Genomic DNA, 13,138 nt, shown 5'->3' on the forward strand with positions numbered 1-13,138 from the left:
GATAATGGACCGCCCCGGACGGCCAGGCAACCCGTCCCACTTCATATCGTCTAAGCCCCGACGCAGCCGCGCCACTAAGAAGCACCAGCACGATTGAAGCGGTGCCCACCGTGAGGTAGCCAACCAGCCACCGGCTTCGCGATACCCGCGTGGCGAGCACTTGTTCTGCTGTTCCCGAGACCTCTTCCTGGCGCATCCTGATGATGACTTGTGTTGCACAGGCGGCCGCAAGCACGCCGACCATCACGAAAATCGCTGAGATAAAGAGCTGGACGAGCGAGCCTTTGCCTCCGGGAATGAGGCTCTCCATGACTTTCTCCACATTTGGGTCGGCTGTTGCCGCGCCGGAGACTGCATGTGCAAGCGTGCCCGTGGGGAGACCAGCGACGGCGCTTCCAACGCACCAACCCACAACTGTCGGCCATTGCAGTCGCCACGCGAGACCCAGTGAAGTGGAGAGGGAATTGCGGGCATCCACGCGGCCGAGGCGGCCAGGGAGCAAGCTGGCACCGCTATCGCGTCGTGCCTGAAGTACGAAGACCAGCGAGAGGAATGCGGCGGTAAGCGCCAGGTTAAGCAGCAGGGGAGTGAGGGTGTTCGCGTCGTAGGCCAGGGTTTGCTGGCCCCAACCGATGGGTGAGATCCAGCTCCACCATGCCACCGTCATGTGGAGGTGGTCGACGGATGGCGTGCCGAGCGCGTCACCGATGCCACGGATGACATATGCGGCTGTAACGGTCGCAGCGGCCACGCCGTTCGCGCCCCGGGAGGTGCGCATGAGTTGAGCGGCGAATAGTCCGACGGCGAGGAAGGTGAGCCCGACGGCGGCGGTCGCGCAGCCGGCGACGAACGATCCTTTGGCATCCAGTCCACCGGCAATGAAGGCGAGCGCCACGAAGAGCCCGTTGACAACGTTGACGAGCGCACCGTAAATGATCGTGGCCACGGTGGGCAAAGTGCGCCCGGCCGGAGTCGCGGCGAGGAGTTCGGCCCTCCCGGACTCCTCCTCGGCCCGCGAGTGCCGCACCGACAGGAAAGTGTTCATGAGGCCGGCGAGCACGGCGATGAACGTGAAGATTTCAAAGAAGACGAATTGATCAAGCCCGCCTCCTTCGGGTGTTCCCCGAAGCATCAGAATGCTTGGGTTGGCGACGGCGAGCTGCAGGATATTCTCGCGTCCCGCGGGGTCGCCGTACGTCTTTTCAACCGCGGAGACGGAGAAGAGAGCCAGTAGCGCGATGCCGACAACCCAGATCAGCAGCTGTAAGCGGTCGCGCCGTAGTCGCTGAAGGAGCAACGTGAGCAAAGTGCTCATCGCAAGCTCGCCTCCTTGGCCGCTTCCCGACGTCGGGCCTTGCGTGACGGGTGCAGCGCGAGCGACGCTTCAGCCGGGTTGAGCTCGTCACCGTAGTGCCGCAGGAACAGTTCCTCGAGCGACGGCGGAGCGACCCTCAGGCCTTTGACGTCAAGTTCCGTAAGCACGGGCAACAGGGACGAAATCTTGTCGCTGTCCACTGTGAAGCGGGCACGACCGTTGACCAGGGCGACGTCGTGGACTGATGGAATGCGGGCAATGTCGGCGTCCGTCAGCCCGTTGCGTGCGAATGACACCTCGGTCCGGGTCAGGTGGCGCAGCTCGGCAAGGGTTCCGGATTCGACCGTCTTGCCGGCGCGGATGATGGTCACCCGGTCGCAGAGTTGCTCTACCTCGGACAGGATATGGCTGGAGAGAAGCACGGTGGTGCCTAGCGACGCCGCCCGCCTGATCTCCTGGTTGAAGACGCCTTCCATGAGCGGATCCAGCCCGCTGGTGGGTTCGTCGAGGATGTACACGTCGGCTGGCGACGCAAATGCGGCTATCAGGGCTACTTTCTGGCGATTGCCTTTCGAATAGGACCGCCCCTTCTTGGACGGGTCCAGCTGGAAGACTTCGATGAGCCGGGCCTTGCGCTCAGCGTATGCCGCCTTGTCGGCTGTGCCGCCGCGCAGGCGGCTGAGTAGGTCGATCGCCTCGCCACCCGAGAGGTTGGGCCACAGGCTAACGTCGCCCGGCACGTATGCAATGCGCTTGTGCAGTTCCACCGCGTCCGTCCACGGATCCTGACCGAAGACCGTCGCGCTTCCGCCGCTGGCCCGGGCAAGACCAAGCAGCACCCGGATGGTGGTGGATTCCCCGCGCCGTTTGGGCCGAGGAAGCCATGCACCTCCCCGGCGTCGACAGATAGCTCGAGTCCGTCGAGTGCGCGAACCCGTCCGTAGCGTTTCTCAAGGCTGTGGGCCTCAATCACTGTGTTCATGTTTCGCACGCTACGCCCGATTCACAAATTTGTGAATGTTCTTAACGGAACCTTAATGCGGTGGCGGAAGTGGCCGCACCGCCACACGGCGGGCAAGTGGCCGGTGGCGGTGCGTGGCTGGCTCAGTTCCTGGTCCAGCTCATCCGACGGAGGCAGCAGCCTTCCTGATCACGTCGGCGACCACCTTCGGCCGCGACACATATACGGCGTGGCTTCCCGGCGTCTCGCTGACCGTTGCGCCTATCCGCTCTGCCATGCTCGCCTGGGCCACCGGCGGGATCATATTGTCCTCGGTGACATGCAGATACCAACTTGGCTTCACCCGCCAGGCGGCTGAGGAAACGACTCCACCGAGCGCTTCGAGGCCCCACGGAACTTGTGCGTCGGCCAGGAATGCAGCTTCCTCGGGGGTGACGTCGCCGGCGAAGGACTCATGGAACTTGTCGCGGTCGAGGAACAGGTACCCGTCGACGGGCGGCAGGATGGGTGGCTGCGGGCCGTCGGCGGGGAACGTCCCCAGCAATGAGTTAACGGACTCGCCCTGGTCCGGGGCGAACGCGGTGATGTAGACAAGGGCCGCTACTTTTTCGTGATTGCCCGCTTCGGTGACGACTGCCCCTCCGTACGAATGACCCACGAGAACGACAGGCCCGTTGGCTTTGTCAATCACTTGCAGGGTGGTTGACGTGTCGTCGGCGAGCGACTTTGTGGGGTTCTGCACGACGCGCACCTCGAAGCCATCGGCTGTCAGCTCGTCGTACACGCCCCGCCAGCCTGATCCGTCGACGAATCCGCCGTGAACGAGAACGATCGTTGGTCTCATGCTTTGCTCCTCACAGTGTTGGACAGGAGCAACGCTAGGCTTCCGGCCGTGCGTGGTAATCCGTCAATTGACGTACATTCAGGGACGTAGATTGTTTGGCCCGGACGAGAGGGCGTCACGCAAACCGGCCCGCGTCGAGATCCCGAGCTTTGAGAAAGTACGCGAGAGATGAGTGGAAACAGTTCGCGGCGACAAGAAGAGCGATTCTGCGATCTGTTTGTTCGAGAGCCCCGTTGCAGCGAGGTCGGCCACCGCGGATTCTTGCGGGGTCAGTGCGGCGGAGCGCGCCTCAGGTGCGCCAAGGGCGCGAAGTTCCCTGTCCGCGCGCGAGGCCCACGCCTTGGCACCCAATTGATGGAACACGGTCTTCGCTTCGCCGAGTTGGATCTTGGCGGCCGAGCGTTCCCGCCGACGTCGGAGTTCCTCTCCGAACAGCAGCTGGATCCGAGCGTGATCGAACCGCCAATGCTCGCCGTCTGGCGCGGCAAGTGCAGACTCGAACTTTTCCTTCCACGCCGGGCCCTCGTCCAACAATCCATGGGCGGCCAAGACAAGGGCGCCGAGCCGCGAGGAGTGGCTGGCGACTTCAATACTTTCGAACGCCCGTAGGTGCAATAGCGCCTGGGGCCTGCGGCCCGATCGCGCGCCTGCTTCAATGAGATCGAAAGACGACCAAATGGCGTGCGGGATGTACTCCGGAAGAATGCCTGGCGGGCTGATCGTCGCCGCGTGAGTGAAGGCCTCTTCGAACCGGCCGGCCGGCAAAGCCGTGAGGCACCGGATGTGTGACGAATAATTGGCGAGGGCGACAAGCCTGCGGGGCGCCGCCCAAATGAGTAGCTCTTCGGCGATGCTATGGGCTAGGGCTTCCTCTCCACGGGCCGCCTGAACCAGCGCTATCAGGAACCTGGCCGGTGCAGTGGTCAGTGCGTAGCCGTGTTCTATCGAGAGTTCCATACCCTCTTTGACTAACAATTCGAGCTCGTCCCAGCTGCCACTGAAGTAGTCGTCATTGGCGAGCAGAAAGAGGGCCTGAATGGCGGGGGTGATGGCTTCCCCTCTACGACCGTCTTCGACGACGTGCCAGAGGGCATCGCGCATGCCTCGGAGAGAATCGATGTAGGCTCCAGCGGTGGCGAGACGAACTATGTGAAGCGGGTCGGTAACGAATCGAAGACCATCTATCGCGCGATGAAAGCGCTCGATGGCTGCTCCCTCAGCGCGAGCCGTATCAACGAAGAGTTCGAGCTGAAACTGGAGTACTTCGGGCAGCCGGCCTTCAGGTGACGACTGGGCCAAGAGAGATTGCCAGAAGTCGCCATTGCCCCCGAAAAAGCCGACCAGGACGAGCGTGTAGAGAGCTTCGGCATAATCGCGGCCTTCCGCTTCTTGCTGCGAAGTCCCTGCTGCGAGGGCGGCAAGCAGGAGTCTGCGTGCGGTTGCAACGTCCCCCTCGCTGTTGAGCAGGTTGTACGTGACAGCGATGACGGTCGCCAGCTGTGGTGAACGGGACTGGTTTCGAAGCGACTCCGCGAGCAGAGCCGGACTCTCTCCGATTGCCCCGGCAATCGATGATCCAAGGTATGCCGCGCGTGCCACTCGGCGCTCACGGCCGCTGAGGGAAGGAGTCAGTTCCGCAGCCCTGAGCATTGCAGCGGTTGCCCGGGTGCCGTCGCCGATTTCAATGAACCGCTGGGACACGTTTTCGAGAAGCGCCGCAACATCTTCATCGGGGCCTGTTGCCGCTTGGCCGAGGTGCCAGGCCCGCCTTTCAGGTTCGTCGGCGAAGGCGTCGGCGAGGGTTGCGTGCACGCGCCTGCGCTCTTCGTCCGTTGAGCGCTCGAACACCGCCGAGCGGATCAGCGGGTGACGAAATTCCCAACGCCCGGAACGGGAGTTGAAACGCACTACGCCGGCGCGCTCAGCGGGTGAGAAATCATTGTGGCCCGTGCTCGTTGGAATGCATCTTTCGATGGTCATCCTGTTCTCGGCCCCGGCAAGGACCACGAAGAGCAACATTTCACGGGTGTGCGGAGGCAGCGCCGAAAGCCGGTCTTCGTAAAGCAGTTTCAGCCGGTTCGTGAGCGGCAGCATGCTGGGCAACGGCTGCGCACGGGGGTATTTGAGAGCTGCGGGGAGCTCCAGCAATGCGAGTGGATTGCCGAGCGCCTCACTTTGGATCCGCCGTCGAACGCTAGCGGGCAGAGCCGGAAAGCGGTCGACGAGCAGAGCGTCCGCGGCGTCGTCGCTGAGCGGAGGAACAAGAAGGGACGGAAAGCCGCTGCGGACGAAGACTGTGTCCTCATCCAGTCGTGCTGCCACAAGGATCTTGGCCGATGCGCCGCGAAGACGGCGGCCAAGGTAGGTCAGCGTCATGGCGGAAAGAAGGTCCATCCATGGAGAGTCATCCACCATCAGGAGCACGGATTCCGATTTTGCGGCGGTCAGTTGCAGGAGGGAAAGCGCCGCGGCGCCGGCAGCGAGGAGGCCGGGCATCGCCCCGGTCCGAAATCCGCAGATGATGCCGATTGCCCTCTGGTGATCCGGCGCGAGCTCGGGGAGCGAGTCGATCAACGGGAGCAGCAGTTGGTTGACTGTGCTGTACGGAAGTTCCGCTTCGAACTCAAGGGCCCGCGCGCGAAGCACTTGAGTGCCGTTCAGTGCTGCCCGATCGCCGAGGAATTCAAGCAGGGCCGATTTTCCGACTCCGGGTTCTCCGCTGACCACGAGGAGGGAGTCTCTTCCGGATTCGTTCAGGAAAGCATCGATCCACTCGACCTGGACATCCCGACCATGCAACTTTGCTTCAATCAACTTGAGTCTCCGACGCGCGGTCTTCACCTATGAGGAAAGGTTAGGAGACGAGTTGAAGCGTGACAAGGATTTGCTCGTGACAGCCATGACCCGGCGGGCGGCCCCGGTGACCACCCGCCGTCGGGCTCAATGCTCCGCGGCGACGGCCGGAACGCTGCGGTCAAACGCCGTCAGGAGAACCATGGATGCACCGATGGCGACCAGGATCCACGCCAAAGTGTGGAAACCCGCATCGGTGGCGGACGGCCCGAAGGCGATACCGATGAGGCTGGAGGACCCGATCGCGCCCAAGTACATCGACGTCCGCAGCAACCCGGAGGCCACCGCGATCTCCGCGGCAGTCGTTTGCAGGTACAGCGCCGCCTGATTGGCGAAACTGCTGAAGCCGTTGGTCAGGCCCAGCAGGAGGGTCATACCAATGAGCAGCGCGACGCCGGATCCGTGGTTCACCAGCAGCATCACTCCTGCGGAGAGCGCCAACGCGACGCCCGCAAGGATCAGGGGCCAACGGATCCACGCCCGAGCGGAGACGACCCGCGCCACGACGATGCTCAGCAGGCTTAGCGGAATCAGAATCAGCCCTACTGTCGCCGCGTTGAGCCCCATGCTTTGTTCCATCCACTGGCTGGCCCCGTACATCGAGGCATATGTGGCCAGTGCGGCCAGGATCGAACGCAGGTAGGTGCGCTGCAGTGGTCGGTTCCTGCCCAGCATCCGGACATCGATCAGCGGACTGCGGGCGTGCCGTTCCCGCAACAGCAGCACCCCCGCCAGCACCACCGCGAGCACGGCCAGCCACCAGGCCGGCGTCGTAAGGGCCGAAAGGAACACGAGCAGCGAGACGATCGCACCAGCGAAGAGGGCGATCCCCGGCAGGTCCAGCATGGTGAGCAGGCTGCGCAGGCCCTGTGTGCGGACCGGCGCATCCTTCGCCACTCCTAGCAAAGTGAAGGTGAAGGCCAGCAGGGAGAGCGGAATGTTGACTGCGAACAGGGCCCGCCAGCCGAACGAGCCGGCCAGCACTCCACCAAGGGGCAAGCCGACGACGGCGGTCACTTGGGCCGCGATCGAAAAGTTGCCGAGGACGCGGCCCGGCACGCCGATACCGGATTCATCGGCCCGCCGGCGGACCAGCGCAATCGCCGTCGGGTAGCACGCTGAAGTCCCGACACCGATGAGTGCCCGCGAAACGAGCAGAACGCCGAGGTTTGGAGCCAGCACTCCTACAACCCCTGCCAGCAAAAGGACGGCGACGCCGCAGAGGAATACGCGCCTGGGCCCGAAGAGCACGGAGAGTTTCCCCATGGTCGGTTGGGCGACTGCGCTGCATAGATAAAGGACGGATATGAGCCCTGCGGTGGCGCCCGGACTCGAGCGAAAGTCAGCCCCGATGCCCACCAGCGCGGTGGCGATCATTGAGCTGTTGATCGGGTTCAGCGTGGAGCCAAGGAGCAGCGGTGCCGTGAACCTCCAGCCCAGCGGGTTCGAGGGCCGATTCTGGCCTGAAGTCTCGGCCCCAGTCGCGGACCGTGGGGGAGTCTGTGGCCGGTCGCCTGTGTCAGCCGACGGGCTCGATGGTAGGGCAGCGTCCCGCGCGGTCACGACCGGGTGGCTTTGAGCACGTCCAGTATTTCTTGCGTCGTTCCGGTCTCGCCCAGTCGGGGAAAAATCGTGGTGACGGAGTTCTCATGGGCGTTCATCGTCAGGTCGGTCATCGCATCGAGGGTCAAAGTGACATTGAGGCCGGCTTCGTGGGCGCTCCGTGCAGTGGATTCAACGCCAATGCTGGTAGCGACACCGGTCAGAACCACCTGGGTTACACCGAGGTCCTCCAGGAGTGCCCCAAGGCCGGTGTTGGTGAATGCTCCCCAGGTCTTCTTGGTGACAAGGTGGTCGCTTGGTTGCTGGTTCAGTTCAGGCAGGAGCTCGGCGAAATCGGCGGGGAACTCCCTTCGCGCGCTGCTGCCTTGATCTGTCCGGCCGGGAGCGCCGCCGGCGACGTTGACCAACACCACGGGCAGTCCGTGGCTACGGAAGGCATCCGCAAGCGCAGCGGAATTCTGCACGATTGGCTCGAGGGGATGAGCTTTCGGGGAAGCAACTATTCCCCGCTGAAGGTCAACAATTATGAGGGCGGTCTGTGGGTCCAAGGTGATGATGGTCATGGGTATCACGGCTCCAGAAAGCGTTTGAGTAGGTGGATGGCGCCGGGCAGCCGTTCCCGCTCGTCCGGCGTGAGTTTGGACTGGATGGTGCGGTACAGCCAATCAGCCTTGGCCGCACGGCTGGCGCTGATACTCTCCCGGGCTTCGGTTGTGAGGGACAGGATCCGCTGGCGGCCATCGGCCGGATCAGGGCCGCTCTCAACGAGTCCTGCGCTGGAAAGGGCGGAAATGATGGCGCCCATGGACTGGGGACGCATTCCCTCTGCGCGGGCCAGCACGGACAAGGTGGCCTGGCCGTCACGATCCAAATGGATCAGCACGGCCTTTTGCGCATTCGTCAGGTTGTCCACTTGGGTCAGGTTGTCCACTTGGGACTGCTCGCGCAGCCGCCGGGTCAACTGGCCAATGAGGACACGAAGCTCCGCGGCAGCTTCGAGCATGCCCGCCGCATCTGCGTCCGGGGGAGGGTTCATAACAACGACGCTAGCAGATAGTAAGGCAAACTGAAAAGGTTGCCTTACTATCTTTATTCTGTGGGGCCCGGATTGGTTATGAGGGCTCGGCAATCTCTACGGCTTCGCCACTCACGACAATCCCACCCTGCGGCGGGATGTCGACCGTGAGGACACTCGGGCGGCCGACGTGGCTGCCTTGGTGCACAATCACCCGGGTGGGCGTCTCCACGAGGGAAAGCAGCCGAAGGTACGCGCCGAAAGCCGCGGCGGCTGAACCTGTCGCCGGATCTTCAGCGATGGTTCCTACGGGGAATAGATTGCGTGAATCAAACTCGCCGCCACCGATCTCGCAGAGCGTCGTGACGGTGCCGGCCCAGCCCTGGACATCCATCAGCGCGCGCATGGCATCCGGGTCGAAAACGAAGGAGTCAAAGGTGCTCCGTTCGGCGAAGACCAGAATGGGGTGCCAGTTTCCAGCAAAAGCAACCATCGGCGGGTAGCCCGGGTGCAGTTCGCTTTGGCCCACGCCGAGCAATCCGAGCAGGGAACCCAGAACACCGTCGGAGAACTCGGCAATTTGGGGCTCCACGCTCGTGAAGCTTGCCGTGACCGTGTCGCCGCGGCCCGCCGTCTCAATCACCACTGGCCCTACCTCAGTGTCGAATACAAAGGTTCCCGCACCGTCGCGCCCTGACAGCGCGACAGCCAAAGCGATAGTCGCATGGCCGCAAAACGGTACTTCGGCGATGGGGGAGAAGTACCGCACACGGTTTCGGCGGGCGTCCCCGTCAACGGCCATCTCGGTAACAAAGACCGTTTCCGCGTAACCGATGTCAGCCGCGATTCCCTGCATGCCGGCGTCGTCAACGCCGCTTGCGTCCAGGACGACTCCCGCCGGATTTCCTCCGTCGGGAGTGGCGGTAAAGGCGGCATAACGCAGTACATCCGGGGTCTGTTCCATCCGGATATCGTCGCATGGAAGGCGCGGCCATGGTCGAACCGCTCGTGGCACTCTTTAGCGTTCGACGGCGATACTACGCCGCGGGCGTGAGGCTTGGGAGAATGTGGGCAAGTAGCGTGGATCCAGAAGGGGTCCGCGGCCGTTGTTCGACGGGGTGAAACGACATGAGGTTGAAGACCACGACCAACGTCTCAGTGGACGGCGTGATGCAGGGCTTGGGCGGAGCCGACGAAGATCGCAGAGGCGGCTTTGACCGCGGGGGATGGGCCATACCGCTTCTCGACACCGAAGCGGGGGACTATCTCAGCGAGGTCCACGGCGGTGCGTCCGCGTTCCTCTTCGGCCGGCGGACGTACGAGATTTTCGCCCCTTACTGGGGAGCGATGATCGATCCGAGCACCAACCCGATCGCGGCCGCGTTGAACAGCCGCCCCAAATACGTCGCATCAACGAGCCTCACCGACCCGCAATGGTCTGGCACCACGGTCCTGGCCGGCGACCTCGCCACGGCAATCGCTGAGCTGAAGGCACATCACGACGGCGACCTGCTGGTACCGGGCAGCGGCGTCCTGGTCCGATGGCTGCTCGCGAACAATTTGGTGGACCAGCTCGATTTGATCACCTATCCCGTGGTGGTCGGCCAGGGCACACGGTTGTTCCCCGAATCCGGCCCGGACCTGGCGCTCGAGCTGCTCAACTCACGGACGACGTCCCGGGGCATCACCATCCAGTCTTATCGGCCGGCCGGGCGTCCGGAGTACGCAACATCCACGGTGGATCCGGAGGAGGTGTTTTAGGGGAGTTGGTGCGTAGCTTGGATCATCTGGTGGGCAATCCGGCCCAATTGTGCGGGGCCCAATCCACGAGTAGGCGCATTTCCGAACAGGACTCGGGGATTGCGGGGTCTACCGGAAAGACAACATCGTTCATGCGATGGGAGGAGCCAATAGCACTTACTGGCACCCCTGCGGATCAGATGTCCGCGTATTCATGGGCAGACGCTTCACCTGGTGTGTGCGTCCCTCGTCGTTAGCGTAGAACCGAACCAACCTTGTTGCCGTTGGTGAGGCCAACGCCGACGACGACCAACACATCCAAAAGAGCTAAAGGCGGATTACTTGCTAGACAGTCGGGAGATCAACTTGCCATTGTCATCGAAGATCTCAGCCCATCCGTTCTGCGTCACGGCACCGAATCCTGAGTCCACCTCGTTGAGCGAGACCCAGTGGTCGTTTGCGTCTCTAGGCCTCACTTGGGCGCCACTGGGTAGGAGCGCAGAAATCAGGTGGCGACTGGAATCCGAAAGCAGTACGACGGACCTGTGCGTGGGCGGCCACTCTGTGATCGCATCATCGTGGTAAACGCACTCAAGGTTCCCGAGGTATCCATCGGGATCGAGGAAACAAATCACTGAGCGATTGATACCGGATGGCCGCATGAACTCCTGAAGTTCGACTGGTAGGAAGCTGGGTCCTGGTGCTGGTGCCGCCTGGGAACGATCCACAAATGGTGTGATTGACGGGCAACCGCAGGTGCAGTTCGATTCCACTCCCAGAATATGCATGGCTTGCTTGCGGAGTTCCCGAGCGCCTTCGAAATCTAGTGTCAGGAGCCGGTCGAGCACTTCCAACTCGGAACTTGTCATTGGCCGCATAATCCAGCCTCGCACAAGAACGCCATTTCGAGTGGAGCATTTCTAATTGGGCCGCCTTTGATCGACGTAAGCCCGGCAGGGGGCGGTCAGAGATGACGGGCATGGCAGGGAACGGGCGTTATTGCAGCGGATGCAACATCGCTTGGACGGTCCGACACCACCTTACGTCTTCAGTCTTACTTTCTGACGAGTTGGCTACTGAGCAGGGCATTTTCACGCTTCCTTATTGCGTCGCTTAGTAGGTAACCGTCGAAGACCATCCGCTCAGCTCGTTTCTGTGCGCCTTCGGCTAGCCGTTCTTGTATTGCCAGAATGCGTCGCGCTTGCGTTTTGGAGTACTGGAGAAGGTATGGGGTCGGGGCTATGAGGATTCCCACATCACCGACCATGCCCATGAGGATTGTTCGGGCGCGCAGAGATGACATCAGACGGTCAGCGGTGGCCACGTGGACGGTTCCTGTCGTGTGCAGATCGATGGCCTTCCCGGTGATCATGTCTCCGATGGAGTGGTACGCGAGGTCGAACGCGGCTCCCCGAAGTCGAGCTAGAGAAGGCTTCCTTTCTGCGATCTTGAGGAGGCCTGCCGCGTTGATGGAATCTTTTCCACGTGCGAGGAGTAAAGCTGAAACCGCGAACCCAATGTGACCCGACATGCCTAGGTCCGGTGTATTCATCCGGTCAATCCATGTTTCGTAGGCGTCAACCCTCTGGGAGGGCACGAAAGGCTTGTCCCTGAGTCCAAGCCAGAGATCGAGGGATTCAAGTAGGGCCAGATAATTCAGATCCTCTAGCCTTCCTTCGGTAGGTGTTTCCTCGAGGTCTTGAAGGGCACCCTCAGCCCGAAGTCCGTCAAGCCTTGTCAGATAGGTTGCTCTCACTCGGGTCAATGGAGCGGATATCGGGTCATTCGTCATCCAGGCTTCCCACGCTGCCATGAGGCGCCTACCACCGTCTGCTCCCGTAGGCCCTAGTGCGCATTCGCAGATGCCAAGCCCGGGGATGCAGTCAATGCGCTGCAGCCACGCGAGGCAGTCGCGGAGCTGATTTTCGAGCTTCATGCCTTCGTTGGGCATATTTGTTAGGACGCGCTCGGCGTCGATCAGGATGCTTTGGTCTATGAGGACAGATGAGCCTGGGGCAACCGATTCAGAAGCGCGCCCGTTTGAGTCTACGAAGTAGTACCGCCGCTGCTTGCTGATCTGTAAGTCGCTCCGCATGAGGGTGACAACGCCCCCTACCGCACCACCAGCTTCATTACGGAAAAGGTCTCCATACCCGCGGTATGACGTCGGGGACTGTCGAGTGATCACAAGCTTGGCGGGCGCTTCCACGTGGGGCGCGCCGGATCCAACGCGGAGACGGCCAATAGGGAATGACGCCAATGCCTCGTTAACCTTCCAAATGTGCAATCCGCCGGAAGAGAGGCTGGCCTTCCATGTTGTGGTGTTGTCGGGGATCCGGCCGCTGCGACTTAGGCGTTTGAATCCCGCCATCTCCGCGAGTTTGAGGAGTTCGTGGTCGGAAACCGGCTGCGTGCCATATTGCGTACTCGTCGATGTTGGAAGCACAAGGACCACCAGCTGCTCGGTTCGCCATACATCAACCCAGGCTTCTTCCCAGTTCAAGGCTGCGGGAACCTCTGGTGAAAAGCTTGTACTCATACGGTGGATTCCTCCCCGACGGTTGGACGAGGGCGTTTGATGCGTCTGTTCCAGAATCTACCGTCCTCGAACCGCCACCTAGATTGGCGACACGGTGGCCTACCTGGGTGTCGCCATCGGGTGCTCGTTCGGAGCGCCACATGTTGACTTAATGAATCATTGTTTTATTAGATGCATCCATGGATTTGAAGAAGCCGCGCTCTGAATAGAAGACAGACCATCTACCCGATTCGGGCAGAAGGCAAAGGCATTCTGTCCTGTCTCAAATAAGTTGAACCACGTCGCCCCGGAAATACGCGGTCAGGTCA

General features: G+C 61.9%; 9 protein-coding genes and 1 pseudogene. 1 reads left to right on the forward strand and 9 read right to left on the reverse strand.

Annotated elements, in window-relative coordinates:
- The 8 genes and pseudogenes from QRN52_RS23830 to QRN52_RS23865 all read right to left on the reverse strand — a co-directional run.
- On the reverse strand, positions 1 to 1,315 hold a 1,315-nt coding region (locus tag QRN52_RS23830; protein WP_284756342.1), incomplete at its 3' end, for an ABC transporter permease.
- Positions 1,312 to 2,297 (reverse strand): annotated as a pseudogene (locus QRN52_RS23835) (ABC transporter ATP-binding protein). The pseudogene QRN52_RS23835 and the gene QRN52_RS23830, both read right to left, overlap by 4 nt.
- A 139-nt stretch (positions 2,298 to 2,436) precedes the next feature.
- A complete protein-coding gene (locus tag QRN52_RS23840; protein WP_284756343.1) occupies positions 2,437 to 3,120 on the reverse strand; it encodes an alpha/beta fold hydrolase in 684 nt (227 codons plus the stop codon).
- A 78-nt stretch (positions 3,121 to 3,198) separates the two neighbouring features.
- A complete protein-coding gene (locus tag QRN52_RS23845; RefSeq protein ID WP_284756344.1) occupies positions 3,199 to 5,934 on the reverse strand; it encodes a helix-turn-helix transcriptional regulator in 2,736 nt (911 codons plus the stop codon).
- Between the two features lie 126 nt (positions 5,935 to 6,060).
- Entirely contained in the window at positions 6,061 to 7,536 is a 1,476-nt protein-coding gene (locus QRN52_RS23850) for an MFS transporter (RefSeq protein WP_284756345.1), read from the reverse strand.
- Positions 7,533 to 8,099, reverse strand: a complete 567-nt coding sequence (locus QRN52_RS23855) for a cysteine hydrolase family protein (protein ID WP_284756347.1) — start codon at positions 8,097 to 8,099, stop codon at positions 7,533 to 7,535. The genes QRN52_RS23850 and QRN52_RS23855 overlap by 4 nt, the downstream gene beginning before the upstream one ends.
- 5 nt (positions 8,100 to 8,104) lie before the next feature.
- The gene (locus QRN52_RS23860) at positions 8,105 to 8,572 is read right to left on the reverse strand and encodes a MarR family winged helix-turn-helix transcriptional regulator (protein ID WP_284756349.1); all 468 of its coding nucleotides are present in this window, start codon (positions 8,570 to 8,572) and stop codon (positions 8,105 to 8,107) included.
- A 76-nt stretch (positions 8,573 to 8,648) separates the two neighbouring features.
- Positions 8,649 to 9,515 carry a PhzF family phenazine biosynthesis protein gene (locus QRN52_RS23865; RefSeq protein ID WP_284756351.1) on the reverse strand — a complete coding sequence of 289 codons (867 nt, stop codon included), beginning with the start codon at positions 9,513 to 9,515 and terminating at the stop codon, positions 8,649 to 8,651.
- Positions 9,516 to 9,679: 164 nt separating this feature from the next.
- Between QRN52_RS23865 and QRN52_RS23870 the strand changes: the two genes are divergently transcribed.
- Positions 9,680 to 10,312, forward strand: coding sequence for a dihydrofolate reductase family protein (locus tag QRN52_RS23870; protein WP_284756353.1), 633 nt, complete (start codon positions 9,680 to 9,682; stop codon positions 10,310 to 10,312).
- Positions 10,313 to 11,345: 1,033 nt separating this feature from the next.
- On the opposite strand, the gene QRN52_RS23875 is transcribed toward QRN52_RS23870, so the two are convergent.
- Positions 11,346 to 12,830: a hypothetical protein gene (locus QRN52_RS23875; RefSeq protein ID WP_284756354.1), complete on the reverse strand. Its 1,485-nt coding sequence runs from the start codon at positions 12,828 to 12,830 to the stop codon at positions 11,346 to 11,348.
- Positions 12,831 to 13,138: the final 308 nt, after the last annotated feature.

The organism is Arthrobacter sp. efr-133-R2A-120 (genome assembly GCF_030209835.1).
Lineage (GTDB): Bacteria > Actinomycetota > Actinomycetes > Actinomycetales > Micrococcaceae > Arthrobacter.

Coding starts and splice junctions, on each gene's coding strand:
- QRN52_RS23840 (WP_284756343.1), bottom strand. CDS start 3,120: ATGAGACCAACGATCGTTCTCGTTCACGGCGGATTCGTCGACGGATCA.
- QRN52_RS23870 (WP_284756353.1), top strand. CDS start 9,680: ATGAGGTTGAAGACCACGACCAACGTCTCAGTGGACGGCGTGATGCAG.
- QRN52_RS23860 (WP_284756349.1), bottom strand. CDS start 8,572: ATGAACCCTCCCCCGGACGCAGATGCGGCGGGCATGCTCGAAGCTGCC.
- QRN52_RS23875 (WP_284756354.1), bottom strand. CDS start 12,830: ATGAGTACAAGCTTTTCACCAGAGGTTCCCGCAGCCTTGAACTGGGAA.
- QRN52_RS23865 (WP_284756351.1), bottom strand. CDS start 9,515: ATGGAACAGACCCCGGATGTACTGCGTTATGCCGCCTTTACCGCCACT.
- QRN52_RS23855 (WP_284756347.1), bottom strand. CDS start 8,099: ATGACCATCATCACCTTGGACCCACAGACCGCCCTCATAATTGTTGAC.